Origin of the sequence: Brevundimonas faecalis (assembly GCF_040549405.1) — a bacterium.
GTDB lineage: Bacteria > Pseudomonadota > Alphaproteobacteria > Caulobacterales > Caulobacteraceae > Brevundimonas > Brevundimonas faecalis.
The window spans coordinates 139,911-163,522 of the sequence record NZ_JBEPTF010000002.1 but is presented as its reverse complement, the minus strand read 5'-3'; the positions used below and the strand labels follow the sequence as shown (position 1 = coordinate 163,522).

Sequence of the window (23,612 nt, the reverse complement as noted above, 5' to 3'; positions counted from 1 at the left end):
GGACCGGGGCGTTGCGGGCGCCATTGACAGGAGGGGGCGTCGAGCCTCGCAGTCAGCAGACATGATACTGACCTGCCCCGCCTGCGCCACCAGCTATTTCGTTCCTGACGAGGCGATCGGCCCCAGCGGGCGTCGCGTGCGGTGCAGATCCTGTGGAAACGACTGGCGCGCCACGCTGGAGGACGAACCTCTGGAGCTGTCGTCCGACGCCGCGCCCGCGACTGAAATCGCATCGGAGATCGAGGACGCGACCCCTGACGCGCCCGCCACCCTGGCCGAGACCCCGGCGCCCGAACTGCCCCGCGCCTTCCGCGCCCAGGCTGAACGGAAACGCCGCGTCCGTCGCGCCGCGACCATGGGCGCCGTCTGGGCCGCCGTGGCCATCGCGGTTCTGACCCTGGTCGGGGCGGCCTTCGTCTTCCGCCTGCAGATCGCCCAGGCCGTGCCGCGCGCGGCGGGGGTCTACAAGCTGCTGGGCGCGCCGGTGAACCTGGCCGGGCTGGATTTCGAGGCCTTCGGAATGCGGCTTCTGCCGCATGATCCGAGCCAGATCGTGATCTCGGGCGCCGTGCGCAATATTCGCGACAACGAGGTCGTGGCGCCGCCGATCCGCGTCGCCCTTCTGGACGAAAAGGGCCGCGAGATCGGCCATCGCATCCTGCGTCTGGAGGGCGCTCCGGTCCTGCCCGGCAAGGTTCAGGGCTTCGCCCTCGTTGTGGCCAATCCTGACGGCAAGGTGACGGGCGCCGGCGTCGACTTCGTTCTGGAGCGGGACGACCGGTCGGCGCGCGCCGTCCCGCCCGCGCCCCGCATCGAACAGGCCGCCGCTCGCCCGTCGCGCCGGAACCCGCCCCCCGCGGACGAAGGCGGCCTGCGTCGGGCCACGGCCTATGATCTGAGCCCCGTCGACGCCCAGCCTCTCGACAGCGGGGGCGCCAAGGGGCTATCCGCCGTGAATGGCTGACAAAGACCCGGCGCCCGCCCCCACGGTTCTCCTGCCGCATGCCGAGATCCAGGCGATCGTCGCCGATCTCGCGCGGCGCATCGCCCCTGTCGTCGACGACGAGACGGTGGCCGCCGTCCTCCTGACCGGCGGTCTCTGGTTCGCGGCGGACCTGACCCGCGCCCTGTCGCGCGAGGGGCGTCACGTCCGCTTCGACGCCCTGTGGCTGGCCTCCTACGGCGACGAACAGACCAGTCGCGGCAAGATCGACGTCCGCGCCCCCTATCAGCGGCCGATCGAGGGCAAGACGGTGCTGATCCTCGACGACGTCTTCGACACCGGCCTGTCCCTGGCCGAGGCGGTGCGGATCACCAAGGAAGCCGGCGCGGCGCAGGTCCTGACCTGCGTCTTCGCCCGCAAGCCCTGGCCCGAGGCCCGGGCTCCGGAGCCTGACTTCGTCGGCTGGGAGGCGCCGAACCGCTTCCTCGTCGGCTACGGCCTGGACCACGCCGGCGGCATGCGCGGCCTGCCGGACATCTGCGCTTTGGACTAGTGGCGAGTGGTTAGTGGCGAGCGGCGAGACAAGCCAATCTTGCCGCCGATCCTCGCCACTCGTCACTCGTTGCTCGCCACTGGCGCAAGCCACTCCGCCATCGGCTCGCGCGCGAACATCTCGTCATAGGTCGGGCGCGGACGAACCACCGCGCGGCGCTCGCCGTCGATCAGGACTTCGGCCGCCAGGGGGCGGGTGTTGTATTCGCCGCTCATGACCGCGCCATAGGCCCCGGCGCTCATGAAGACGACCAGATCGCCGGCTTCGAGCGGCGGCAGATCGCGGTCGCGAGCGAAGGTGTCGCCGGTCTCGCAGACCGGCCCGACCACGTCATGGGGGCGCGTCTCGCCCGCGCGCGGCCGCACCGGCTTCAGGTCATGGAAGGCGTCGTAGAGGGCCGGGCGCATCAGGTCGTTCATCGCCGCATCCAGCACCAGGAAGCGTCGCCCGTCGGTTCGCTCGTTGACCTGGATGACCCGGCTCAGCAGCACGCCGGCGTTGGCGGCCATCAGCCGACCCGGCTCGAAGGCGGCCTCGACCTTCAGCCCGTCCAGCACCCGTGCGGCCATGGCGACGTAGTCGGCGGGCGAGGGCGTCGCCGCCTCGCCGTAATAGGGCACGCCCAGGCCGCCGCCGAGATCCAGGCGCGTGACGGCATGTCCCTGTGCTCTCAGGGTTTCGGTCATCTGGCGCAGCACGCCGAAGGCGGCTTCCAGCGGAGCCAGGTCGGTGATCTGGCTGCCGATGTGGCAGGCCAGGCCCACAGGGGTCACGTGCGGCGAGGCGGAGGCGCGGGCGTAGAGGGCCAGGGCTTCCTCGACCGGCACCCCGAACTTGTCGCCCGCGCCGCCGGTGGTGATCTTGGCGTGGCCGCCTGCGCCGATCTTGGGATTCACCCGGATGGCGATATTCGGAGCCGAATCCCTAGCTTTCGCCACCAGGATCAGCCGCTCAAGCTCCGCCGAGGACTCGACGTTGATCTGGCGCACCCCGGTCTCGATGGCGAAGGCCAGTTCGGCGTCGGTCTTGCCCACGCCCGAGAAGATGATGCGCTCGGCCGGGACGCCCGCCGCCAGGGCGCGGCGGATCTCGCCCTCGGACACGGTGTCGGCGCCGCAGCCCATCTGGGCCAGGGTCGCCAGGACCGACAGGTTGGAGTTGGCCTTGACCGCATAGGCGATCAGGGCGTCGCCCAGCGCATCCTTATGGGCGTCGCAGGCTTCGCGCAGCAGGCCGTAGTGACGGCGCAGGGTGGCCGAGGAATAGACATAGGTCGGCGTGCCGACCTCCGCCGCCAGCGCTTCCAGCGAAACGCCCTCGGCGTGCAGAACGCCGTCCTTCAGGTCGAAATAATGCACGGCGGGGAGTCCGGTCTGGAAGGGTTGGAAGGTCGCGTCAGGCCATCGGGGGCTTGCCGAACGGGTCGGAGGCGCCGCTGTCGATGGGAAGCCGGCTGGGCGAACGATTGATGGTCGCCGGTTCGGTCGGGGACTTGGCGTTGGCGTCGCGCGGGGCGCGTTCGTTCTGGCGGGCCTGGGGCGCCTCCAGATCGGCCATGCGGCCGCAGCCGGCCAGCAGAAGGGCGGCGGCCCCGGCGAGGATCAGGGTCTTTTTCACAGGCGGCTTCTCCAGTCGGCGATACGCGCGCGGACCTGTTCCGGCGCCGTGCCGCCGAAGCTCTGGCGGCTGGCGCAGGAGGCTTCGGGCGTCAGGACTTCATACACCCCTTCGGTGATCCGGCCATCCAGGGCCTGCAGTTCCGTCAGCGGCAATTCGCCTAGGCCCAGCCCCAGGACCTCGGCCCGCTTCACGGCGGCGCCGGTGACATGGTGCGCCTGGCGGAAGGGCAGGTTCAGTTCGCGCACCAGCCAGTCGGCCAGGTCGGTGGCGGTCGAGAAGCCCGCGCCTGCGGCGGCGGCCATCTTCTCAGTGTTGGGACGGATCACGGCGACCATGGCGGTCATGGCCGTCAGCGCCAGGTCGAGGGCGTCGAAGGCCTCGAACACCGGCGGCTTGTCCTCCTGCATGTCCTTGGAATAGGCCAGCGGCAGGCCCTTCATCACCGTGGTCAGGGCGATCAGGGCGCCGTTGATGCGGCCCGTCTTGGCGCGCACCAGCTCGGCGGCGTCGGGGTTGCGCTTCTGCGGCATGATGGACGAGCCGGTGGTCAGGTCGTCGGGCAGGGAGGCGAAGCCGAACATAGGCGTCATCCACACCACGATCTCCTCGGCCAGACGCGACAGGTGGCCCGCCGCGATCGAGGCGGCGGCCAGGCTTTCCAGGGCGAAGTCGCGGTCCGACACGGCGTCCAGCGAGTTGGCCATGGGCCGGTCGAAGCCGAGCGCCTGCGCCGTCATGTGGCGGTCGATGGGGAAGGGCGACCCGGCCAGCGCCGCGGCGCCCAGGGGGTTCTCGTTCATCCGGACGCGGGCGTCATGGAAGCGCCCGGCGTCGCGGCCGAACATCTCGACATAGGCCATCAGGTGATGGCCGAAAGTCACCGGCTGGGCCGTCTGCAGGTGGGTGAAGCCGGGCATCAGGTCGCCCGCGTGCTGCTCCGCCCGGTCCAGCAAGGTCCGCTGCAGGTCCTTCAACTGGGCCATGGTGCGGTCGCAGGCGTCGCGCACCCACAGGCGGAAGTCCGTCGCCACCTGGTCGTTGCGGCTGCGCGCCGTGTGCAGACGCCCCGAGGGCTCGCCGATCAGCTCCGACAGGCGGGCCTCCACGTTCATGTGGATGTCTTCATAGGCGTCGCGGAAGGGGAAGGTCCCGCCCGAGATCTCGCCCTCGATCACGTCCAGCCCGCCCAGGATGGCCTCGGCGTCGGCCTGCTGGATGATGCCCTGCTGCGCCAGCATGCGACAATGGGCCCGCGACCCGGCCAGGTCCTGCGCCCACAGGCGTTTATCGACGCCGATGGAGACGTTGATGGCCTGCATGATGTCTGCGGGCTTGGCGCTGAAGCGCCCGCCCCATAGAGACTGACCCTGAGGGGTGTTGGAAGGCGTGTCGGACATGAGCGGCTCTAAACGGACTATGGCGGGCGTGGCGGCGGCGGCGCTGGTCGGCGTGATCGGTTGCGCGGCGTTGCTATACGTCAATCATCATAAGGGGCGCAAAGACTCCGCGCCCGTCGCGGCCGAACCGCGGCAGCCCAGCACACGCCTGATCACCTACGCCCGGGGGTCGCTGAGCCGGCTTCAGGCCCCGCCGCCGTCGCCCGCGCCCGACTATGTGTTCAAGGATGCGGCCGGACGGGACGTCCGCTTCGCGGACTTCGCCGGCAAGGTGACGGTGGTCAATCTGTGGGCCACCTGGTGCGCGCCCTGCAAGATCGAGATGCCGACCCTGGCCGCCCTGGCGGAGCACTACAAGGACCGCGAAGACTTCGCCGTCGTGACCGTCAGCATGGACGTGGAGAAGACGGCGGGCGAGGCCAGGGCCTTCATCGCCCGAAACGCCCCGCTCGACTTCTACATCGACCCGAAATTCCAGCTGGCCTTCGAATTCCCGGGCAAGGGGGCCATGCCCCAGACCCTGGTTCTGGATCGCAAGGGCCAGGTCCGCGCCGTCGTGGTCGGCGAGGCGGACTGGGCGAGCGCCGAGGCCAAGGCCCTGTTCGACGATCTGCTGGCCGAGAAATGATCCTTCTCCCACAAGGGGAGAAGGCTTTGGTGCGCTAACGCCTTCGGCTGCTTGAGCGCATCCTCCCAAGGGGAGAAGGAAGCTGGCCTAGTGCTTCGCCGGGACGCGGGTGTCCGTGGCCGGGTTGACGGCGCCGGGGCGGCCCTCGGCGGCGGCCTGGGCCTGATTGTCTTCCAGCTTGTCGGCGACCTTGCCGGCGCCTTCCTCGACCGCCTGGGCGGCCTTCATGGCGCCGGACTCGACCACTTCGCCGGTCTGGGCGGCGACGTCGGCCGCCTTGTCGCCGGCGGCTTCGGCGTTCGCCTCGGCCTTCTTCTGCTCGGCCTGGGTGCAGGCGGCGGCGCCCAGGGCCAGGGTCGAGGCGGCGACGACGCCCAGGGTACGAGCGGAAAGCGTGCGGATGCGCATGGGATTGTCTCCTGCTTGCGGTGAACCTTGGCGGTGAACGCCCGCGCGCGGGCGAGGGTTGCCTCGCCGCCCCCTGATCATGGTCCAGGTCGATCCTAGTCCAGATCGACGGGCAGGATCTGGCTGCCCAGCAACCGCTCCATGGTCTTCCAGTGGTCCGGCCCATGACCTTCCACCCAGGCCTGCACCATGTCGCGCCCCAGGCCGTAGTTGATGACATAGGATCGATAGGTCTCGATGAAGCTCAGTCGCTGCGCCGCCCGATCGCGCGCGACCAGGCCGTATTTCTGAAGTTGGTCCAGCGCCGTCTCCCGGTCGATCCGGCCCGCCAGATAGTCGTCGGCTATGGTGTACTCCGCCCGCGCCAACTGGCGCGTCAGGGCCAGCAACTGGGTCTGGGCCTCGGCCGTCGCCGGATCCAGACCGGCCAGGGGGTAGAGGACGCGCTGTTCGAAATCGGTCCGCTCATGGTCGGGGAAGGCCAGGTCGATACCGTAGTTGGCGCTGCCCTCGGCGATGAAGGACATGGGGCTGAACAGGGGATAGACGCTCATCTCCACCCAGCCCTTGCCCTGGACGAAGGTCCGCTCCAGCAGGGCGTTGTAGACGTGGTGGCCGGGATAGCCCTCGTGACAGCCCAGATCGACGGCGCGGTCGATGTAGATGGGCAGGTCGGTGTTCACCTGGATCAGGCTGAAGGCCTTGCCCTTGTACCAGTTGTAACCCGACCACGGCTTGTTGTTGACGAACTCCAGGGTGAAGGTCTCGTCGGCCGGCAGGGTCATGTGGCGCTCGGTGCGCGCCTTGCACTCGGCGATGGCGGCCCGCATCACCGGCTCCAGCCGTTCCTTGGGAACGACGTAGCGCGCGCGGAAGGCGGCGACCCGGTCGGCCAGGGGGCCTTCGCCCGGCACCAGGGCGTCGATGCGCGCCAGGACCGGATCATAGCTCGACAGGGGCCGCAGTTCGGGCCGCACCCCGAACAGGGCCTCGGCCTCGTCGGCGAAGTTCGGCTTCTGTCCCTGCAGCATCCCCAGCCGCGCCGAGGCGGCCGAGACGTGGGCCAGCAGATAGGCCCGCCGTTGCCGGCTGTCGGCGTCCAGACCCGCTTCAGGAAGCGTTTCCAGCCGCCGGGTCAGAGCGGCGGCGCCTTCGGCCAACTGGGGCAGGGCGCGCGGATTCGCCTTGGCCGCCTCGGCCCATTCGGCCGGGCCGTAATAGGCGTCGACATAGCCCGGCTCGCGCTCGCCGATCTCCAGCGTCAGGGCCACATAGTCCCTGGCGACGGCGTCCAGACTGTCGGGCTGGCTCTCGGACGCCTGGCTGGGCGTCGTCGCGCAGGCGGTCAGCAAGGCGGCGCCCAGCAAGGCGGCGATGGTCATACGGCGCATGGAAACTCCCTCTCTCCGGCCGGGACGCTAGGCGTTCATAGGCCTCTCGCCAAGAAGCGACCGAAGGAAACCGATCAGGGATTGAGACCGCCCCGCCCATGCTGTAAGCACCGCCGTCCGGCCGTCGCGCCGCAGACGCACCCGTAGCTCAGCTGGATAGAGTGCTGCCCTCCGAAGGCAGAGGTCACAGGTTCGAATCCTGTCGGGTGCGCCATTTCCCTCTATCATTCAGTTCAGCGCCCGGTGCGACGAAGAATTCGCGGCGGTTTCAGCGGATACGTAAAGCTACGCAGTTGAAATCAACCTTTTTTACGTCAATGTCAGCAATAGGTGATCTTCGATAACCTATCGGCTTGCGTCCGCGGTGCGGGCGGGGCTGCGTCCCACGGGGGGGAGGGCGTCGTGCGTAGGAGGCTGAAACCCAAGCTGCGCCTGTCCGTGACGGAGGTCGCCCTGATCGCCCTCTATGTCGCGGTCCTGCTGGGCGCCCTGGCCGTGACGCGGGGCATTGAGCGATCCAACCCGCAAGTCCGTTCCGCAGCTCAAAGCGTCGCGGAGATCGCGAACCCGGCGCCGGACGACGTACGCGTCTCCCGGGAAGCCAGGGCCTAGCGTCCTAACCCAGCAGGGCGTGGGCGCGCACGGGGAAGGTTCCCATGCCGGCGATCCTGGGCGGCGCGGCGGTGAAGACGAACCCTTCGTTCGGAAGGGCGTCCAACCGGGTCATGTGCTCCACTATGGGTATGCCCGCGCCCAGAAGCACGGTGTGGACCGGCCGGGTCCCGCCCGAGACGTCGTCGATGTTGAAGCTGTCGATGCCGACCACGGTCGCGCCGTGGGCCTTCAGCCATTCGGCGGCGGCTTCGGTCAGGAAGGGATGGCCTTCGAAATAGGCGTCCGTGCCGAAATGTCGGTCCCAGCCGGTGTTGATCAGGACGGCGCGGCCCCGCACCTCGGTCGCGGCGAAGGCGGTCCAGTCGATGGCGCGCTCGGCCGCGCCCAGGGTGCGGACCACCACGCCCGGGACATGGCTGACGCGCTCCAGCGGCAGACCGTCGAGGTCGTGGCCGTCGGCGAAGCGGTGGAAGGGGACGTCGATATAGGTTCCCGTGTTGGAGACCATGTCGATCCGCCCAATCTGGAACTCCGTCCCTGGCGCATAGAGGCCGCGCGAGGCCTCGCGCGACAGGTGGTCGCAGATATGGGGCGCGGGCAGACCCTTGTAGGTGATCATGCCGTCGCGGATCGTATGGCTGAGATCGACATAGCGACGGACCTGGCCATCCAGCGGGGTTTCGATCCCGGCTGAGGCGGCCCGCTTGTGGCGCTCGACGATGACGGTCTTGTTGAGGATGTTCACCCGCCCGACCATCAGCAGCCGCAGGTCCTTGATGATATAGGCCGCCAGTTCCGCGTCCTCGATGTCGTCGCCGTCGATGTCGAGCCGGAAGTCCTGGCCCTGTACGCCGCCGCCGTTCGAGAACTCGACCTCGAAGTCGAAGCGGACGCGTTTCTCGGTCATTGGCTCATCCCCCTCGGCGCGACGGTCACGGTCGACAGGCCTTTTAACCGACGACCGCGCCTGACGGGAACGTCGTCGGTCGTCGAAAAGCGTCGGTATGTCGTCCTTGCGGGCGGTTCGGCCGCGTGGCAAGGCTGTGGGCATGAAGACGGACGACGCAGGATCAGGATTTGAGTTCATCCTGCCTTCCGGGGTGGGCGTCAGGGCGTCCGGCGATCCGGCCTCTCCGATCCTGAAGCGCTTCTTCGAGGGCTACGATCGCGCCTTCGTCCTGCCGGACGAGCGCGAGGAACTGGACGGCTTCGAGACATGCCTGGCGCTGAACGCCTCGCATGACCGCGCCTTCGGGCGTCGGCATCGCGAACTCGTCGCCGTGCTGGAGGACGCCGACGGGACCCTGCTCGGCGGGATCAACTTCCTGGCCACGGGGGTGGAGCGGCCTGGCCTGCCGCCCGCGGCGGTGGCGCTGAACTACGTCTATGTCGAGGAGGCGGCGCGCGGGCGCGGCCTGCTGCGGCAGGCGCTGCGGGCGGTGCGCGACCTGACGCAGGCGGCCCTGGCCCTAGACCCCGCCGGCCCCGCCCCGGCCGTCTTCATCGAGCAGAACGACCCCCTGTGCCTGACGGCCGAGGCCTATGCGGCCGATACGGCCCATTCCGGTCTGGACCAGGTGGACCGGCTGGCCATCTGGGACCGGGTCGGAGCGCGGGTGGTTGACTTCCCCTATGTCCAGCCGGCCTTGTCGGCGGACCAGAGGCCGGACGACGGCCTCCTCTACGCGGCCGTCGACTATCCGCATGGCGCCGTGGACGCGGGCTTCCTGCATGACCACCTGCAGAGCTTCTTCGCGATCTCCGTTCTGAAGGGAGAGGTCGAACCGCCCGGCGGCGCGGCGGGGGTCCAGATCGCGGCCCTGGCGGCGCGGACCGCGCCCGTCCCCCTCCTGTCCATGAAGCCCGCGCTGGATCGGCTGCGGGCCGGAGGCGGGGAAGGCTTCACGAGTTTCCGGGAACTGGCGAGGGAGGCCGGGGGCTGATGCGGTTGCGGGGGGAGCGGAAGAGCGAGAACGGCTACGAAAAGGCGCTGTCGGGAACAGTCTACTGGACCCTGTCCCTCTATATAGAGGCGTCGAAGGTCGCCGAGACCCTGGGCTGCGCCGAGGACGGTCATGTGAAGCCCGACCTGTTCCGCAAGGCGCAGATGCGGCACGGCCCGTCCTTCGCCCTGCGCAACGCCGTCGATCCCCTGATGAACGACATCGCCGACCGCGAGACCCGGGGCGAGGTGCAGGAATTCCTGTTGTCCGTCGTCGACGCGGACGTCTCCGACGTCGCGGAAGAGGACCTCGTCAGCGCCTATGACCGCGCCGCCCGCGAATATGAAGACCTGACCTTCCTGATGCCCAAGTCGATCTCCTGGACGACCGAGGGCCGGCGGTATCACGCCTATCCGCCGAACCTGGACGACGAGCGCCTGGTCCGACTGCGTCGGTTCTGGATGTCGCACAACAACGGCGCGCTCAGCTATCACCTCTCGTTCAGCCACTATTACGGCGAGGAGGGGAAGGGCTACGACCCGTCGACCTACTACTTCCTGTCGGCCCTGCAGAAGCTGGCGGCGCCCAAGGAGTACGGCCTGGACCCGAAGATCCTCGGGGAGATTCTTGCGGACAAAAAGACCCATGCCGACGTCTTCCGGGAGCCGAAGCTGGGCATAGCGCCGCTGGACGACATCCGGATTTCGGACGGCGAGGGCGGGGGCGAGGGGCAGACCTTCTGGCCCTTCGTGAAACAGAGGTTCGAGCAGGATGCGATCAAGCTGTTCGACCGGCTGGCGACGGGGTTTCCGACGCCCCCGACGCTGCGACCGGAGTTCGAGAAGGGCCTGCTGGAGCTAGCGCCCTTCATCGAGGTTCCCGGGCTGAAGGTGCCCAAGTCGCGCTTCATGTTCATGTTGCACGACGAGCGTTTCTTCAAACGGCTGATGCCGTTGGACCCGCAGACTATGGCCGCTGCGTCGCGTAAGACCATGGTGCGGCAGGAGTGCTACGAGACCTACCAGAACCGTATGGACAAGCTGACGGCGCCGATCGCCGGCATGCCGCCCAAGGCGGTGCATCTCGGCCGTGCGTCCAAGGACGTCAGGCCGGGAGAGGTCGGAGACCGCGACTACTGGACCTGGATCGCCGACGGCGCCGGATCGAATTATCGCGCACTCGCCGCCAAGGGCGTCTTCGTCGTCGCCAATCCGGATTTCAAGGAGGGCCTCGCGGAAGGGCCGGGCAACCTGCGCTGGGCGCCGACGAAGGATCTCAAGGGGCTGGAAAGAGCGATCCAGACGGGGCGTTGCCATCAGGTGAAGGACGCCAGGGGCAAGGTGCTGAAAACACCCCTCCGCCATCACATCCCGGCCTTTGAGATGGGGCGGACGGACTGTCTCGACTACCTGTTCCTGTCGGGGTTCAACCAGAACATCATCGACTTCATGAACCAGGACACCTCGGAGATCCTGGACAGCATCGATCCCATCTATCCCAGCCGGGAGGAGCAGTCGGAGGAGCGTTTCTTCGTCCGCTACGCCAACCATCGGGCGATGATCACCTATGTCCCCAAGAGCCGCAGCCTGGAGATCGGCAACGACTACATCGGCGCCTGCCCCTACGCCTTCCTCATCCACGTCCTGGCCCTGCACAACGAGTTCCTGGGCCGCGCGCATGAGACGAACAGTCTGGAGCGGATCGAAGAGATCAACGCCGAGATGGCCCGATTGAAGGACGAGGGCGAGCGCAAGGAAACCCGAAAAGCCATCGACGACGCGGAACTGGCGATCAACCGGGTGAAGCTGGCCCGGTTCGCGGACTATGAGCGTTTTCGCTACGCCAATCCCTTCCGCTACGACACCGAGCGCGACGTCTTCGCCAAGCTGGAGGAGCTTCGAGGCGTCAGCCGCAAGCAGGAGGCCCTCGCCCTCGCGATCAAGAGTCTCGAAGACCACGCCCGCGACCTTCAGCGGCGGTCCCAGAACCTGGTCGCGGACCGGTCGGCCAAACGCGACCTGATGCTCAACGTTCTGCTCGGCGGCACCGGCGTCTTCGGCGCCGGACAGATGATCTACTGGATCGGCGAAAAGGCGGCAGGCGGCCAGGACCCGGCCAAGTCGGTCAGCCTCTTCGGTTGGCCGCTGCCGATCAATCCGGCGACCGGGCGGTGGATCATGTGGGGAACCGAGACCGTGATGTCGGGGGCGCTCGTCGTTTTCATCGTGGCGATCGCCTTTTTCATCGCGGCCGAACGCCGCCAGTGGCTCAAGGATCACGCTTCGGACGTTCCCGCGGATGGCGCGAAGCGAGGTCTCAGGGCGCGGCGATCGCGCCTGGCGGCCTGGGGGCGTTCAGCAGGCGGCCGGCCTTGACCGAGGCGACGCCGGAGAAGGCGGGGCGGGATACGGCCAGGGTCTTCAGGTCGATCTCTCCTTCGACGCCCATGCCGGTGACGCGGACGGCCGGATAGTCCAGCGGCTTGCCCGGCGCGGCGAAGGGCGGACCTTCCGGCTGGACCAGCCAGACATAGCCGCTGCTGGCGGTGAAGAAGCGGCCGACGCCGTTCGCCTCGACGCAGAGGGCGCCGTCCTCGTCGACGCCCAGGCCGACGGCCTGGGGATCGTCCGTGGCGCGGGTCTGGGCCACGAAGGCGATCAGACGACCCAGACGGTCGCGGACCGCGAAGTGGGTGTCGGTCACGACATGGGCCAGATAGGGCATGTCCAGGAAGTCGCGGACCATGGTGACTTCCGACCCCATCGGGTCCTTCAGCGCCGTCTCGGAATCCACGCTGCCGTCGTCCATGGCGCCGTATCCGCCGCCGCCCAGGATGGCCAGGCCGGCGCTGGTGCCGCCGATCGGGCGGCCGCGCGCCACGTGGGCGTTCAGGGCGGTCTCGACCGGGGTGTCCTTCCAGAAGCGGACGTATTTGGCCTGGTCGCCTCCGGCCAGGAAGACGCCGTCGGCGCGTTCCAGAATGGCCAGGACGCGGGGATCGTAGGCGGCCTTGCGGTCGTCGAACAGCAGGGTCTGGACCGAGGCCGCGCCCCCGATGTCGCGATAGATCTCCTCCCCGCCCTCGCCGTCGCCCGAGGCGCGCAGGATGACCAGGTGGCCGTTCCCGGCCTTGGCCAGGAACCAGCGGAAGGCGTCGTAGGACCAGTCGCCGCCGCCCATCAGCATCAGGGCCGTCTCGGTCGCGCCCGGCGTCGGAGCGGAGACGTCGCCGGCGGTGAAGAGGGTGTAGCCGTCCGGCGTCCCCGCCGAGGCTGTCTGCAGCGGCGCCCCCCATGCGAGGGCGAGGCCGAGAAGAAGGGCGAAGACCGTCGATCGCATGATGGAGACTCCTGTCCGGATGCTGCCCGACATCATGGCGCAGTTCGACGAAAGGTGCGATTCGAACACTGATTTTTCCCCTTCTAAAACAGCGAAATCGGTCGCATGCTGACGCTGAGGGACACAAGAGGGGGAGCGCCATGAGAAGCGCCAAGTCTATCGTTCGCGCCTTGAGCGCGGGCAGCAGCCTGATCGTATTGTCGATGGCCGCCGGGGCTGCGGCCCAGACTGCGCCGGAGCAGGGGGCGACCACGGTCGACGAGGTCGTCGTCCTGGGCTCGCGCATTCCGCGCAAGATCGACAGCGAGGGCCCTGCGCCCGTGACGGCCATCACCGCCGAGGAGATCCTGCGCAACGGCTATCAGAGCGTGCCGGACCTCCTGCGCGCCGTGACCCAGAACGGCGGCGAGACCCAGAGCCAGCAATCCTCTTCGGGCGCCTCCTTCACCCCGGGCGCCCAGCAGGTGGACCTGCGCGGCCTGGGCCCGAACCACACCCTGGTGCTGGTGAACGGCCGCCGCATCGCCGACTTCCCCCTGCCGTTCCAGGGCCAGAGCAATTTCACCGACGTCTCCAACATTCCGGTCGGCCTGATCGAACGGGTCGAAATCCTGAGCGGCAGCGCCTCGGCCGTCTATGGCTCGGACGCCATCGCCGGCGTGGTCAACTTCGTGCTGAAGAAGTCGGCGGACGGCACGCGCTTCGACTTCCGCACCGGCTTCACCGAGGACGGCGGCGGCGAGTCGCAACGTCTGACGATTACGACGGGTTGGGATCGCGGCGCCTTCCACGGCGTGGTCGGCGTCGAGCTTCTGAATCAGGAGCCGCTTTGGGCCTATGATCGCGAGATTCAGGATTCGACCAAGGACAGCCCGGTCAACACCACGGCCCGTCGCGCCTTCCTGCGGTTCGACGAGTACGACGACTACCTCGACCCGGGTAAGGCGACCTGCGACGCCCTGTCCTCGTTGAACGGGGGCACGACCTATTACGCCAACCGCCCGCGCTATGGGGACTTCTGCGGCAGCGACGAATCGATCGGTTACGGCACCATTCTCAGCGAGCGGCAGGGGATCAACGCCTATTCGGCCATCGGCTACACCCTGAACGACCGGACCGAACTCTTCCTGGACCTGCAGTTCAGCCACAGCAATCTGAAGCTGTTCCGCGACGTGAAGACCTGGATGTACCAGGATGCGAACGGCAGCGAGGACGGCCTCTTCTTCAATGCCGACACCGGCCTGATCGAGGGTTGGCAGCGCCAGTTCTCGCCCGAGGAGATGGGCGGCCTGTCCAAGGGTTTCACGCGCAACCGCTCGACCTCGTTCAACATCACCCCGGGGATCAAGGGCACGTTCGGCGAGGGCGACAGGTGGGCCTATGAGGTCGCTTTCAACCACGCCGAATACCGGTCGAAGGTCCGCTTCCCGCAAATCATCGCCGAGGCGGCCAACAAGTTCTTCCTGGGAGATTCGCTCGGCGTCGATCCCGACAGCGGCTACGCCATCTTCTCCGTGGGCGCCAATGCGAACCGTCTGTACCGGCCGCTGACCCCGGCGGAGTACGACCAGATCTCACAGGACTCGGTCTACGAGCCCAGGTCTCGCACCGACAGCCTGTCGGCCAGCCTCAGCACCAAGGAACTGTTCAACCTGCCGGCCGGACCTGTGGGCTTCGCCGCCGTGATCGAGGCGGGCAACCAGGCTTATGAGCTGAATCCCGACCCCCTGGCGCTGAAGCCCTACTACTACGCCCTGGTCGATTCCGACGGGGAGGGGGATCGCGACCACTGGGGCCTGGGCTATGAGGTGCGCGCGCCCCTGCTCAGCAATCTGGAGTTCAGCACGGCCGGCCGCTACGACCACTACAGCTTCGCCGGCAACGACGTGGGCGAGTTCACCTACAACCTGGGTCTCGAGTATCGGCCGATCACCAGCCTGATGTTCCGCGCCGCCTACGGCACGGGCTTCCGCGCGCCGGACCTGCACTATGTCTTCTCGGGGCCGGGCAACACCCACCCGTCGGGCACCGACTACTTCCGCTGCCGCACCGAGGAGCCGGACGAGGAGATCGGCGACTGCTCCTACTCGGACGAGGGCATCGTCGCCTATCGGAACGGCAACCGCGATCTGGAGCCGGAGACCAGCAAGTCGTTCAACGGCGGGGTGGTCTGGCAGCCGGTCCGCAACTTCGACATCTCGATCGACTACTTCCAGGTGGAACTGACCAACCAGGTCCGCGACATGAGCCTCGACGCCATCCTGCGCGACGAGGCCGACTGCCGGATCGGCAGAACCTCGGGCGGAAGCACGGTGGATCCCAACTCGCCCACCTGCCGGGACGCCGTGGCCCGGGTGGACCGCTACGCCTCGGGCCCGCTTCAGGGTCAGTTGCGCGGCGTCTCCACCAATCCGATCAACATCGCCGAAGAGACGACCTCGGGCGTGGACGTGGCCGCCCATTGGCGCATCCCGACCGAGTCCTGGGGGCGCTTCAACCTGGCCGCCGCCTATACCTGGGTGGATAAGCACGACTTCCAGCAGTATCCGGGCGATCCGACCATCGACAAGCTGGCCTTCGACAGCGGCTACTACATCCCGCGTGAGAAGGGCACGGCCAGCATCAGCTGGTCGAACGACCGCCTGACCACGACCCTGCAGGGCCAGTACCTGGGCGAACTGCCGAACTATGACGAAGACGGCTTCATCGACGCCAGCTGGATGTTCAACGCCTCGGTCCAGTACGACCTGAACGATCGCGTGCGCCTGTCGGGCACGATCAACAACCTGTTCGACGAGGGACCGGTCAAGGATTCGACCTACAGCGCCTATCCCTACTACGACATCTCCTGGTTCGATTCCGTCGGGCGCAGCTTCTACTTCCAGATCACCTACAAGATGGGCGGCGAGGGGCTCTGATCGTTCGGATCCCCCTTCGCTGGGCGAAGGGGGATCTGGACCGCAGGCTTCGGGCCGTTTGACCGGGAGCGTCCGGCGAGCGATGAAACGCAGGTGAGCCAGCCGCCCGTCCGACATTCGCCGAAAGGCCGTTCGCCCAGGGGGCGTCTGCCCGCGCCGCCGGCGGGGCGGGGGATCATCCCGGGCTTCGCCGACGTCCGCCTGAGCGTCGAGGAGGCCGAGACCTCGCTGGAGGCGGCGGCCGACCGCCTGTCCCTGCCTCGGTCGGGCTGGTCGTCGGGACGTTTCGACATGCTGGCGGTGTCCGGCGGGGCGGCGGGCGGCGCCTATGGCGCCGGCGCCCTGGTCGGTCTGACCGAGGCGAGGACGCGGCCGGAGTTCGCCCTGGTGACGGGGGTCAGCACCGGCGCCCTGATCGCCCCCTTCGCCTTCCTGGGCCCGAAGTGGGACGAGCGGCTGGCCGACGCCTATACGGGCGGGCATGCGGCCCATCTGCTGAGTCTGCGCGGCCTGGCCTCGGGCTTCACCGGCGGCTTTTTCGGGGCCGAGGCCCTGGACGCCCTGATCCACCCCTTCGTCGACGAGGCCCTGATCGACGCCGTGGCGGCCGAGCACGCTCGGGGGCGGCGCCTGCTGGTCGCCACGACCGACCTGGACAGCCAGCGGCCCTGCATCTGGGACATGGGCGCCGTCGCCGCCCACGGCGGAAAGGAGGCGGTGGTCCTCTTCCGCGAGGTCCTGGCCGCCTCGGCCAGCCTGCCGGGCCTCTTCTCTCCGCGCCGCATCGCCTGCGAGGTCGACGGGGAGGCGCATGAGGAGATGCATGTGGACGGCGGGGTGGCGGCCCCGCTCTTCCTGATGCCCGAAGGTCTGTTGCGCTGGAAACGGCTGGGGCGGCGGCTGAACCGGGGGCGGGTCCACGTCCTGGTCAATACGGTGCTGGAGCCGGAAACCCGGACCACGGCGCCCAATATGGCGGCCGTCCTGAGCCGCAGCTTCGAGGCCATGCTGCGTTTCTCCTATCGTCAGGCGCTGGGGACGGCGACGACCTTCTGCGCGGCCCAGGGCCTGCCGATCAGCGTGGCCTCCATTCCCGACGCCCCGGACCAGGGCGGCATGCTCAGCTTCGACACCGCGACGATGAAGCGTCTGTTCGACGCGGCGCGCGAGCGGGCGCGGGCGGGCGAGCTGTGGCGCTCGCCGGTGGCCGAGCCCCAGGGCCTGTCGGGTCTGCTGGAACGGCTGCTGCCGCGATCCTGACCTTGCCTTCCGGGCGGTTCGGGGCGCATGGAAGGCGCCTCTCCCCGCTACGTCCACGAAGATCCGAGGCCGCTGAAGTGTCCGACGCCGAACAATCCTCCGCCCCTGTCCGTTTGCCCGAGGGCCAGCCGGTCGGCCGCGTCATCGCCATGCCCGCCGACACCAATCCCGAAGGCGACATCTTCGGCGGCTGGCTGCTGGCCCAGATGGACGTGGCCGGGGCCACCCCCGCCTTCGAGCGCGCCAACGGCCGCTGCGCCACCGTGGCCCTGGACGGCATGGTCTTCCACCAGCCCGTCTCGGTCGGCGACGAGGTGTCGATCTACGCCCGGATCATCCATACCGGCCGCACCTCCGTCCGCGTCCACGTCGAGGCCTGGAAGCGGGCGCGCGGCCAGCCGGAAGCCCAGTCGGTGCGCGTGACCGAAGGCGTCTTCACCTATGTGGCCATAGATTCCGATCGCAAGCCGCGCCCCTTGCCGCCGGTCTGAACCGGGACTGGACAAGTCCCGGTTTGAAAAGCATGGTTCCGCCAATTTCCGAATTGGGGGCGGATCATGTTGATTGTCGGGGCTTTTCTGGCGGGACTTTTTCTCATCCTGAGAGAGTTGATCCCCCTGCTTCAGGCGCGTGGAAGCGGGGTCGTCTACACCAAGGGCCACACCCGCAAGCGGGTCGAGCGCGACGTGGAGCCGGAGCGTTTTCAGGCCCTGTGCCGCAGCCGCTTCAAGGCCATGGGCCTGGGTGCGATCGTCATCGCGGCGGCGCTCGGCTGGCTGGTCGTGAACACGGTGCTGGTTGTCCTGGATAGCGCCCTTCCGCCGCCGCCGGGCGTCTAGAGGCCCGGTTCAAAACCAAGCGCGGGACTCGGAAATTCTTGACGTTTCGCCCTCTGGGCCCTACCTGCGGGGCATGGCTATCCGTCGCATCCTGACCATCGACAACGCCGCCGACCTGGCGGTCCTGAAGTCCGTCGCCGCGCCCGTGCAGGGCGGGGTCACCGACGCTGTGCGCGCCCTCATGGACGACATGCTGGAGACCATGTACGACGCGCCGGGCATCGGCCTGGCCGCGCCGCAGGTCGGCGAGCTGACGCGCGTCGTGGTCATGGACCTGGGCGACAAGCCGGTCGAAGGCGGCGCCGAAGAGGCTGAAACCGAGGAAGAGGCGCTGGAGCGCCGCAACCCGCGCTACTTCGTCAATCCCGAGATCCTGTGGTCGTCGGAGGAGATGTTCTCCTATGAGGAGGGCTGCCTTTCGATCCCGACCTATTACGACGCCGTGGAGCGTCCGGCCCGCGTCCGCGTCCGCTACCTGAACTATCAGGGCGCGACGATCGAGGAAGAGATCGAAGGCCTCTACGCCGTCTGCTTCCAGCATGAGCTGGATCACCTGAACGGCGTCCTCTTCATCGACCACCTGTCGCGTCTGCGCCGCGATCGCGCCGTGACCAAGGTCAAGAAGCACGCGAGGATGGCCGCCTGATGGCTCGCAGAAGCACGATCATCGATCCGCGCGGCCGTCGCCGCATGACCCGCAGCCAGAAGGTCGGCGCGGCCAGCCTGGCCACTGTCCTGGCTCTGGGCGTCCTGGGGATCGCGGCGGGCCTGCTGCTGGATCGCCTGCTGGACTTCGACGACGCCCTGGACGCCGGCGGCGAGTGGGACGAGGGCGGCGGCGTCTATACGCGCTGGCAGTAAGCCGCCCCAGGGTCTAAAGGCGGGACCATGCGCCTAGCCTTCATGGGAACCCCCGACTTCGCCGTGCCGTCTCTGGCCGAGTTGATCGCCTCGGGACACGAGATCGTCGCCGTCTATTCGCAGCCGCCGCGCCCCAAGGGCCGAGGCCAGAAGCTGACGCCGTCGCCGGTTCACGCCTTCGCCGAGGCCATGGGCCTGCCGGTCTTCACGCCCGAGAGCATGAAGGCGCAGGAAGCCATCGACGTCTTCAAGAGCCTGGACCTCGACGCCGCCTGCGTCGTCGCCTACGGCCAGATCCTGAAACCCGAGGTGCTGGAGGCGCCGCGCCTGGGTTGTTTCAACCTGCACGGGTCGCTGCTGCCGCGCTGGCGCGGGGCCGCCCCGATCCAGCGCGCCGTCATGGCCGGCGACCGCCAGACCGGCGCCCAGATCATGCGGATGAGCGAGGGCCTGGACGAGGGCGCGATCATCCTGTCGGAACTGATGGACATCCGCGCCGACGATACCGCAGCCTCTCTGGGCGACCGCATGGCCCATGTCGGCGCCGCCCTGTGGCCCCGCGCCCTGGCGGCCATCGAGCGCGGCGGCGTCACCGAGACGGAGCAGGTCGGGGAACCGACCTATGCGAAGAAGATCACCCCCGCCGAGGCCCGCATCGACTGGAGCCGCCCGGCGGCAGAGGTGGACGCCCACATCCGCGGCCTGTCGCCCTTCCCCGGCGCCTGGTTCGAGGTCGAGGCGGACGGCGAGCCGGTGCGCATCAAGGCCCTGATGTCGGCTCTGGCCGAAGGGCAGGGGGCGTCCGGCCAGGTGCTGGACGACGCCCTAACGGTGGCCTGCGGAACCGGCGCGGTGCGCCTGATCCGCGTGCAGCGCCCCGGCAAGGCGGCGCAGTCGGCTGACGAGATGCTGCGGGGCTTTCCGGTCTCGGCTGGAATGGTGCTGGACGGGCCGCGTCGGGTCGAGAAGGCGGAGCCTTCTGATCGCGGCCCTCAAGGATAATGCCCCGGTATCGGTTTACGGTCGAGTACGACGGCTCAGCTTACAACGGCTTTCAGGCCCAGGTCGGCCAGCCGACGGTGCAGGGAGCCATTGAGACGGCGATCACGGCCTTCTGTGGCCAAGCTGTGCGGATCGCCGCCGCCGGCCGCACCGACACGGGCGTCCACGCCACGGGCCAGACCTGCCATGTCGACCTGGAGCGCGACTGGCCGGCGCGGACGGTGATGAACGCCCTGAACGCCCACCTGATGCACGAGGCGGTGTCGGTGCTGGACTGCACGCCGGTCGGCGACGACTGGCACGCCCGCTTCACCGCCGTGGGCCGCAAATACCTGTATCGCATCCTGAGCCGGCCCGGCCGCCCGGCCCTGGACCGGGGCCGGGTCTGGCACGTCAAGAAGCCGCTGGACGCCGAGGCCATGCATGAGGCGGCGCAGAGCCTGATCGGCCTGCACGACTTCACCACCTTCCGCGACGCGGCCTGTCAGTCGGCCAGCCCGGTCAAGACCCTGGACACGGCCCGCGTCGTCCGCATCGGGGAAGAGGTGCATCTGGTGTTCGAGGCGCGCAGCTTCCTGCACCGCCAGGTGCGGTCGATGACCGGCAGCCTGGTCGAGGTCGGCCTAGGTCGCTGGACGCCCGCCGACCTGGCCGAGGCGCTTGAAGCCAGGGACCGCGCGCGTTGCGGCCCGGTCGCCCCGTCGGACGGCCTCTATCTGACCGGCGTGGTCTACGAGACCGAGGCCTGAACCTTCTTCTCCTCCCCCGCAGGCGGGGGGAGGAGTTGCTGTCGTCAGCGCTTGAACAGGCCGCCCAGGGCGCCGCCGATGCCGCCCGGGAGGTTTTCCAGCAGGCCGCCCAGCATGTCGTCGGCGCCCTCGGCCGAGCCGTTGGGCGTCAGACGGTCGATGGCTTCCGGCAGCAGGCCGGCCAGGGTCTCGCTGGCCTGTTCCGGGGATATGCCCAGCTTCTTGGCGAAGTCGGCGATGGGGCCGGAGCCGATGACGGCGGCGATCTGTTCCGGCGAGATCGCGGCGTTGCCGCCCTTGCTGATCCAGGAGGCGGCCAGGTCGCCCAAGCCGTTCTGGCCGAATTTCTCCGCCAGGCCGGCGACGCCGCCCTGACCCTTCAGCAGGTCCGAAAGACCGCCCGCGGCGTCGTCGCCCAGGCCGTTCAGCACAGAGTCCAGAAGTCCCATCTCATTACCTCCGAGTGGTGAGGCCGAGAGCATAGACGGTCTCGGCCTGCGATTTTGCGACGGAAAGGCAAAACAAGGCAAAGGCGCTGGGCGCCTCGGCCGATCCTCAGTTCTTGGCGCGCTCCGAAGAGGTGGAGACGGCCTGGCCGGCGGCCGAAAGGTCGCGGCCGATGCCGGCCACGGTGTTGCAGGCGGCCGTGGCCAGGGCGACGGCGACGACGCCGAGAGTGATGAGTTTGCGCATGGCGATATCCCCGAAAGAAACGAATTCACGCTTCAACGTGAAGCTTGGCCATGAGGTTGCATGGCCAAAGGAGCCTTCAGTCTGCTAACGGCGAACTTATGACGCAAGCATCCGGAACCGCCGCCCGCCGATTGGTCGAAACCCTGGTCATGAACGGGGTCGACAAGGTCTTCTGCGTGCCCGGCGAGAGCTATCTCGCCGTGCTCGACGCCCTCGCCGACGTGCGGGACAGGATCGAGGTCGTGGTCTGTCGTCACGAGGCGGGCGCCGCCAACATGGCCGAGGCCTATGGCAAGCTGACCGGCAGGCCCGGGGTCTGCATGGTCACGCGCGGACCGGGCGCGACCCACGCCAGCATCGGCGTGCACACGGCGCACCAGGATTCGACGCCGGTGATCCTGTTCGTGGGCCAGATCGCCCTGACCGACCGGGGGCGCGGCGCCTTCCAGGAGGTCGACTATCGCGAGGTCTTCGGCGGTCTGGCCAAGTGGGCGACCGAGATCGAGAGCCCGGAGCGCACGGTCGAGGTGGTCGAGCGCGCCTTCGCCACGGCCCAGCAGGGCCGCATGGGACCGGTGGTCGTCGCCCTGCCTGAGAACATCCTGCACGAGGACGGCGGCCCTTCGCCGGTGCGTCCGGTCGTCCCGGCCAGGGCGGCCCTGGACCCGGCCTTCGTCGAACAGGTGCGCGCGCGCCTGGCGACCGCCGAACGGCCCATGCTGATCCTTGGCGGCTCGGGCTGGAGCGATGAAGCGACGGACGCGATCTCGGCCTGGGCCGAGCGGCTGGGTCTGCCGCTCGCCCTGTCCTTCCGACGCAAGGATCTGGTCCGCAACGACCACCCGACCTACGCCGGCGACGTCGGCCTGGGCGTCAATCCCAAGCTGGTCGCGCGGGTCAAGGCGGCCGACCTGCTGCTGGTCGTCGGCGCCCGGATGGGCGAGAATCCGACCCAGGGCTATACCCTGCTGGACCGCGCCAGGACGGCCGAGACCCTGATCCACATCCATCCGGGACCGGAGGAGCTGGGCCGCGTCTGGGCGCCCGCCCTGTCGGCGGCGGCGGACAATTCCCTGGCCGCCCTGGCCCTGTCGACCATCGAGCCGGGCCGGACCTGGACCGATCTGGGCGCGTCGGCCCACGCCGACTTCATGGCCTTCTCTTCGCCCATCGAGGTGAAGAGCGCGGTCAACATGAGCGAGGTCGTCGCCCATCTGGCCGAGGCCCTGCCCGAGGATGCGGTCATCACCAACGGCGCGGGCAATTTCGCCGCCTGGCTGCATCGCTTCCATCGCCATCAGGCCCGGCGCACCCAACTGGCCCCGACCTCGGGCGCCATGGGCTACGGCTATCCGGCGGCCCTGGCGGCCAAGGCGGTCGAACCCGCGCGCGAAGTCGTCTGCGTCGCCGGCGACGGCGACTTCATGATGAGCGCCAACGAGATGGCCACCGCCGCCCAGTACGGCCTGGGCGTCATCGTGGTGGTGGTCGACAACGGAACCTTCGGCACCATCCGTATGCACCAGGAGCGGGAATACCCGGCCCGGGTCATCGCCACCGACCTGAAGAACCCCGACTTCGTGAAGTTCGCCGAGGCCTTCGGCGCCTTCGCCGTGCGTTGCGAGGCGACCGGGGACTTCCCCGCGGCCCTGGCGGCGGCGCGCGAGGCGGCGGCGGGCGGTCGTCCCGCCCTGGTCCACCTGATCACCGACGCCGAGCAGATCGCGCCCGGACGGACCATCAGCGACCTGCGTGGGGCGTAGGGCCTTTATCCTCCCCCGTAAACGGGGGAGGAGAGGGTGAGAAAATCGGGTCTGAATCGTCTGAAATCCGACCCACGGAGCCGGCCGGCTTGAACGGGGGCAGGCCCAGGGCGACGGCGCGGCGGTCCAGGGTTTCGAAGCGGCGCTTCATGCGGCGAACGGCCCCGTGGTCGGTGCGGTCGAGGTCGGCGACGTCGCGGGCGATGCATTCCACGTCGCGCGCAAAGACCGCGAACGCCTGCATCGGTTCGGGCGGCGAGGGCTTGGTCGTGGCCTTGGTTTCCAGGGGCGTTGTCGTCTCGGCTTCCATCTCGGCTGCGGCGACCTTGAGCGCGCGCCAGGTGCGCATCCAGGAGGCGGCCTCGGCGGCTCGGCCGGCGCTGACGGCGCGGTTCAGCCAGGCCAGGGCGACGCGGGCCATGCGCGACAGATCCGGCGGGCCCGCCGCGATCTCGGCCTCGATCTCGGCGTCCATGTCGAAGGCGGTTGGGCTTGGCGTATTCCCTTCTTCCTTGATCAGGCTCTCGACAGCAGTTGCAGGGGCTTCGGCGATGTCGGTCATGGCGTTCCCTCCAGTTTGAAGGTCGGAAGCTAGGGAGGGCTTACGTCAGAATCGGACGTAGATGAGTGTTTTGATTGACATGACTGTTAATTGATCGCCCAAGTATCAACGTTACTCATGAGGGAGGT

25 protein-coding genes and 1 tRNA gene are annotated in these 23,612 nt (G+C 68.5%); 16 read left to right on the top strand and 10 right to left on the bottom strand.

From position 1 onward, the window contains the following. Positions 1-61 precede the first annotated feature (61 nt). On the top strand, positions 62-964 hold the full coding sequence (locus tag ABIE19_RS08780) for an MJ0042-type zinc finger domain-containing protein (RefSeq protein WP_354088783.1): 903 nt from the start codon (positions 62-64) through the stop codon (positions 962-964). Next, complete coding sequence (locus ABIE19_RS08775) at positions 957-1,496, top strand: phosphoribosyltransferase (RefSeq protein WP_354088782.1); 540 nt, start codon at positions 957-959, stop codon at positions 1,494-1,496. The genes ABIE19_RS08780 and ABIE19_RS08775 overlap by 8 nt, the downstream gene beginning before the upstream one ends. Positions 1,497-1,558: 62 nt before the next feature. Here the strand turns inward: ABIE19_RS08775 and lysA are convergent, their stop codons facing one another. The 3 genes from lysA to argH are packed head-to-tail and all read right to left on the bottom strand — an operon-like array spanning position 1,559 to position 4,513. Continuing rightward, positions 1,559-2,854: a diaminopimelate decarboxylase gene (gene lysA / locus ABIE19_RS08770; protein WP_354088781.1), complete on the bottom strand. Its 1,296-nt coding sequence runs from the start codon at positions 2,852-2,854 to the stop codon at positions 1,559-1,561. A gap of 37 nt (positions 2,855-2,891) precedes the next feature. Further along, positions 2,892-3,113: an LPS translocon maturation chaperone LptM gene (lptM, locus tag ABIE19_RS08765; protein ID WP_354088780.1), complete on the bottom strand. Its 222-nt coding sequence runs from the start codon at positions 3,111-3,113 to the stop codon at positions 2,892-2,894. Next, a complete protein-coding gene (argH, locus tag ABIE19_RS08760; RefSeq protein ID WP_354088779.1) occupies positions 3,110-4,513 on the bottom strand; it encodes an argininosuccinate lyase in 1,404 nt (467 codons plus the stop codon). Before argH ends, lptM begins: the two co-directional genes overlap by 4 nt. On the opposite strand from argH, the gene ABIE19_RS08755 reads away from it, so the two are divergent. Further along, entirely contained in the window at positions 4,512-5,141 is a 630-nt protein-coding gene (locus ABIE19_RS08755) for a TlpA family protein disulfide reductase (protein WP_354088778.1), read from the top strand. The genes argH and ABIE19_RS08755 overlap by 2 nt on opposite strands. A gap of 87 nt (positions 5,142-5,228) precedes the next feature. On the opposite strand, the gene ABIE19_RS08750 is transcribed toward ABIE19_RS08755, so the two are convergent. Together ABIE19_RS08750 and ABIE19_RS08745 are read right to left on the bottom strand one after the other, a co-directional pair. Further along, complete coding sequence (locus ABIE19_RS08750; protein WP_354088777.1) at positions 5,229-5,549, bottom strand: hypothetical protein; 321 nt, start codon at positions 5,547-5,549, stop codon at positions 5,229-5,231. A 95-nt stretch (positions 5,550-5,644) separates the two neighbouring features. Continuing rightward, the gene (locus ABIE19_RS08745) at positions 5,645-6,940 is read right to left on the bottom strand and encodes a hypothetical protein (RefSeq protein WP_354088776.1); all 1,296 of its coding nucleotides are present in this window, start codon (positions 6,938-6,940) and stop codon (positions 5,645-5,647) included. Between the two features lie 137 nt (positions 6,941-7,077). Here ABIE19_RS08745 and ABIE19_RS08740 point away from each other — a divergent pair. Beyond that, positions 7,078-7,154 (top strand) — tRNA-Arg (locus ABIE19_RS08740). A gap of 188 nt (positions 7,155-7,342) precedes the next feature. Then, complete coding sequence (locus ABIE19_RS08735) at positions 7,343-7,552, top strand: hypothetical protein (RefSeq protein ID WP_354088775.1); 210 nt, start codon at positions 7,343-7,345, stop codon at positions 7,550-7,552. Positions 7,553-7,556: 4 nt separating this feature from the next. On the opposite strand, the gene ABIE19_RS08730 is transcribed toward ABIE19_RS08735, so the two are convergent. Beyond that, positions 7,557-8,462, bottom strand: a complete 906-nt coding sequence (locus ABIE19_RS08730; protein WP_354088774.1) for a cyclase family protein — start codon at positions 8,460-8,462, stop codon at positions 7,557-7,559. A gap of 142 nt (positions 8,463-8,604) precedes the next feature. On the opposite strand from ABIE19_RS08730, the gene ABIE19_RS08725 reads away from it, so the two are divergent. After that, the gene (locus tag ABIE19_RS08725) at positions 8,605-9,498 is read left to right on the top strand and encodes a hypothetical protein (protein ID WP_354088773.1); all 894 of its coding nucleotides are present in this window, start codon (positions 8,605-8,607) and stop codon (positions 9,496-9,498) included. After that, positions 9,498-11,873 carry a hypothetical protein gene (locus ABIE19_RS08720; protein WP_354088772.1) on the top strand — a complete coding sequence of 792 codons (2,376 nt, stop codon included), beginning with the start codon at positions 9,498-9,500 and terminating at the stop codon, positions 11,871-11,873. Before ABIE19_RS08725 ends, ABIE19_RS08720 begins: the two co-directional genes overlap by 1 nt. On the opposite strand, the gene ABIE19_RS08715 is transcribed toward ABIE19_RS08720, so the two are convergent. Continuing rightward, a complete protein-coding gene (locus ABIE19_RS08715) occupies positions 11,815-12,837 on the bottom strand; it encodes a cyanophycinase (RefSeq protein WP_354088771.1) in 1,023 nt (340 codons plus the stop codon). The genes ABIE19_RS08720 and ABIE19_RS08715 overlap by 59 nt on opposite strands. 140 nt (positions 12,838-12,977) lie before the next feature. Between ABIE19_RS08715 and ABIE19_RS08710 the strand changes: the two genes are divergently transcribed. The 8 genes from ABIE19_RS08710 to truA all read left to right on the top strand — a co-directional run bounded on the left by ABIE19_RS08710 (position 12,978) and on the right by truA (position 20,466). Next, positions 12,978-15,755 carry a TonB-dependent receptor plug domain-containing protein gene (locus ABIE19_RS08710; protein ID WP_354088770.1) on the top strand — a complete coding sequence of 926 codons (2,778 nt, stop codon included), beginning with the start codon at positions 12,978-12,980 and terminating at the stop codon, positions 15,753-15,755. A gap of 93 nt (positions 15,756-15,848) precedes the next feature. Next, positions 15,849-17,015 carry a patatin-like phospholipase family protein gene (locus tag ABIE19_RS08705; RefSeq protein ID WP_354088769.1) on the top strand — a complete coding sequence of 389 codons (1,167 nt, stop codon included), beginning with the start codon at positions 15,849-15,851 and terminating at the stop codon, positions 17,013-17,015. Between the two features lie 149 nt (positions 17,016-17,164). Then, positions 17,165-17,506 carry an acyl-CoA thioesterase gene (locus tag ABIE19_RS08700; RefSeq protein WP_354089232.1) on the top strand — a complete coding sequence of 114 codons (342 nt, stop codon included), beginning with the start codon at positions 17,165-17,167 and terminating at the stop codon, positions 17,504-17,506. A gap of 66 nt (positions 17,507-17,572) precedes the next feature. Beyond that, positions 17,573-17,854, top strand: a complete 282-nt coding sequence (locus ABIE19_RS08695) for a hypothetical protein (protein ID WP_354088768.1) — start codon at positions 17,573-17,575, stop codon at positions 17,852-17,854. Between the two features lie 73 nt (positions 17,855-17,927). Further along, positions 17,928-18,500, top strand: a complete 573-nt coding sequence (def, locus tag ABIE19_RS08690) for a peptide deformylase (protein WP_354088767.1) — start codon at positions 17,928-17,930, stop codon at positions 18,498-18,500. Further along, positions 18,500-18,715: a hypothetical protein gene (locus ABIE19_RS08685; RefSeq protein WP_354088766.1), complete on the top strand. Its 216-nt coding sequence runs from the start codon at positions 18,500-18,502 to the stop codon at positions 18,713-18,715. Before def ends, ABIE19_RS08685 begins: the two co-directional genes overlap by 1 nt. Before the next feature lie 27 nt (positions 18,716-18,742). After that, positions 18,743-19,717: a methionyl-tRNA formyltransferase gene (fmt, locus tag ABIE19_RS08680; protein WP_354088765.1), complete on the top strand. Its 975-nt coding sequence runs from the start codon at positions 18,743-18,745 to the stop codon at positions 19,715-19,717. Continuing rightward, positions 19,717-20,466, top strand: a complete 750-nt coding sequence (truA, locus tag ABIE19_RS08675) for a tRNA pseudouridine(38-40) synthase TruA (RefSeq protein ID WP_354088764.1) — start codon at positions 19,717-19,719, stop codon at positions 20,464-20,466. Before fmt ends, truA begins: the two co-directional genes overlap by 1 nt. Positions 20,467-20,510: 44 nt before the next feature. Here truA and ABIE19_RS08670 read toward each other — a convergent pair whose 3' ends face one another. Beyond that, positions 20,511-20,948 carry a YidB family protein gene (locus ABIE19_RS08670; RefSeq protein ID WP_354088763.1) on the bottom strand — a complete coding sequence of 146 codons (438 nt, stop codon included), beginning with the start codon at positions 20,946-20,948 and terminating at the stop codon, positions 20,511-20,513. Positions 20,949-21,021: 73 nt separating this feature from the next. Further along, positions 21,022-21,159, bottom strand: a complete 138-nt coding sequence (locus ABIE19_RS08665) for an entericidin A/B family lipoprotein (protein ID WP_354088762.1) — start codon at positions 21,157-21,159, stop codon at positions 21,022-21,024. Between the two features lie 98 nt (positions 21,160-21,257). Between ABIE19_RS08665 and ABIE19_RS08660 the strand changes: the two genes are divergently transcribed. Beyond that, on the top strand, positions 21,258-22,922 hold the full coding sequence (locus ABIE19_RS08660) for a thiamine pyrophosphate-binding protein (RefSeq protein ID WP_354088761.1): 1,665 nt from the start codon (positions 21,258-21,260) through the stop codon (positions 22,920-22,922). Here the strand turns inward: ABIE19_RS08660 and ABIE19_RS08655 are convergent. Continuing rightward, the gene (locus tag ABIE19_RS08655; protein WP_354088760.1) at positions 22,900-23,484 is read right to left on the bottom strand and encodes a hypothetical protein; all 585 of its coding nucleotides are present in this window, start codon (positions 23,482-23,484) and stop codon (positions 22,900-22,902) included. The two genes, ABIE19_RS08660 and ABIE19_RS08655, sit on opposite strands and share 23 nt — an antisense overlap. Between the last annotated feature and the right edge of the window lie 128 nt (positions 23,485-23,612).

What these genes read in the sequence shown, in the direction of transcription:
- ABIE19_RS08715 (WP_354088771.1), bottom strand. Translation starts at nt 12,837, where the DNA reads ATGCGATCGACGGTCTTCGCCCTTCTTCTCGGCCTCGCCCTCGCATGG.
- ABIE19_RS08750 (WP_354088777.1), bottom strand. Translation starts at nt 5,549, where the DNA reads ATGCGCATCCGCACGCTTTCCGCTCGTACCCTGGGCGTCGTCGCCGCC.
- ABIE19_RS08725 (WP_354088773.1), top strand. Translation starts at nt 8,605, where the DNA reads ATGAAGACGGACGACGCAGGATCAGGATTTGAGTTCATCCTGCCTTCC.
- ABIE19_RS08670 (WP_354088763.1), bottom strand. Translation starts at nt 20,948, where the DNA reads ATGCTCTCGGCCTCACCACTCGGAGGTAATGAGATGGGACTTCTGGAC.
- ABIE19_RS08775 (WP_354088782.1), top strand. Translation starts at nt 957, where the DNA reads ATGGCTGACAAAGACCCGGCGCCCGCCCCCACGGTTCTCCTGCCGCAT.
- ABIE19_RS08745 (WP_354088776.1), bottom strand. Translation starts at nt 6,940, where the DNA reads ATGCGCCGTATGACCATCGCCGCCTTGCTGGGCGCCGCCTTGCTGACC.
- ABIE19_RS08720 (WP_354088772.1), top strand. Translation starts at nt 9,498, where the DNA reads ATGCGGTTGCGGGGGGAGCGGAAGAGCGAGAACGGCTACGAAAAGGCG.
- ABIE19_RS08660 (WP_354088761.1), top strand. Translation starts at nt 21,258, where the DNA reads ATGACGCAAGCATCCGGAACCGCCGCCCGCCGATTGGTCGAAACCCTG.
- ABIE19_RS08700 (WP_354089232.1), top strand. Translation starts at nt 17,165, where the DNA reads ATGCCCGCCGACACCAATCCCGAAGGCGACATCTTCGGCGGCTGGCTG.
- ABIE19_RS08755 (WP_354088778.1), top strand. Translation starts at nt 4,512, where the DNA reads ATGAGCGGCTCTAAACGGACTATGGCGGGCGTGGCGGCGGCGGCGCTG.
- ABIE19_RS08730 (WP_354088774.1), bottom strand. Translation starts at nt 8,462, where the DNA reads ATGACCGAGAAACGCGTCCGCTTCGACTTCGAGGTCGAGTTCTCGAAC.
- truA (WP_354088764.1), top strand. Translation starts at nt 19,717, where the DNA reads ATGCCCCGGTATCGGTTTACGGTCGAGTACGACGGCTCAGCTTACAAC.
- ABIE19_RS08665 (WP_354088762.1), bottom strand. Translation starts at nt 21,159, where the DNA reads ATGCGCAAACTCATCACTCTCGGCGTCGTCGCCGTCGCCCTGGCCACG.
- def (WP_354088767.1), top strand. Translation starts at nt 17,928, where the DNA reads ATGGCTATCCGTCGCATCCTGACCATCGACAACGCCGCCGACCTGGCG.
- argH (WP_354088779.1), bottom strand. Translation starts at nt 4,513, where the DNA reads ATGTCCGACACGCCTTCCAACACCCCTCAGGGTCAGTCTCTATGGGGC.
- ABIE19_RS08655 (WP_354088760.1), bottom strand. Translation starts at nt 23,484, where the DNA reads ATGACCGACATCGCCGAAGCCCCTGCAACTGCTGTCGAGAGCCTGATC.
- ABIE19_RS08685 (WP_354088766.1), top strand. Translation starts at nt 18,500, where the DNA reads ATGGCTCGCAGAAGCACGATCATCGATCCGCGCGGCCGTCGCCGCATG.
- ABIE19_RS08710 (WP_354088770.1), top strand. Translation starts at nt 12,978, where the DNA reads ATGAGAAGCGCCAAGTCTATCGTTCGCGCCTTGAGCGCGGGCAGCAGC.
- ABIE19_RS08695 (WP_354088768.1), top strand. Translation starts at nt 17,573, where the DNA reads ATGTTGATTGTCGGGGCTTTTCTGGCGGGACTTTTTCTCATCCTGAGA.
- fmt (WP_354088765.1), top strand. Translation starts at nt 18,743, where the DNA reads ATGCGCCTAGCCTTCATGGGAACCCCCGACTTCGCCGTGCCGTCTCTG.
- ABIE19_RS08780 (WP_354088783.1), top strand. Translation starts at nt 62, where the DNA reads ATGATACTGACCTGCCCCGCCTGCGCCACCAGCTATTTCGTTCCTGAC.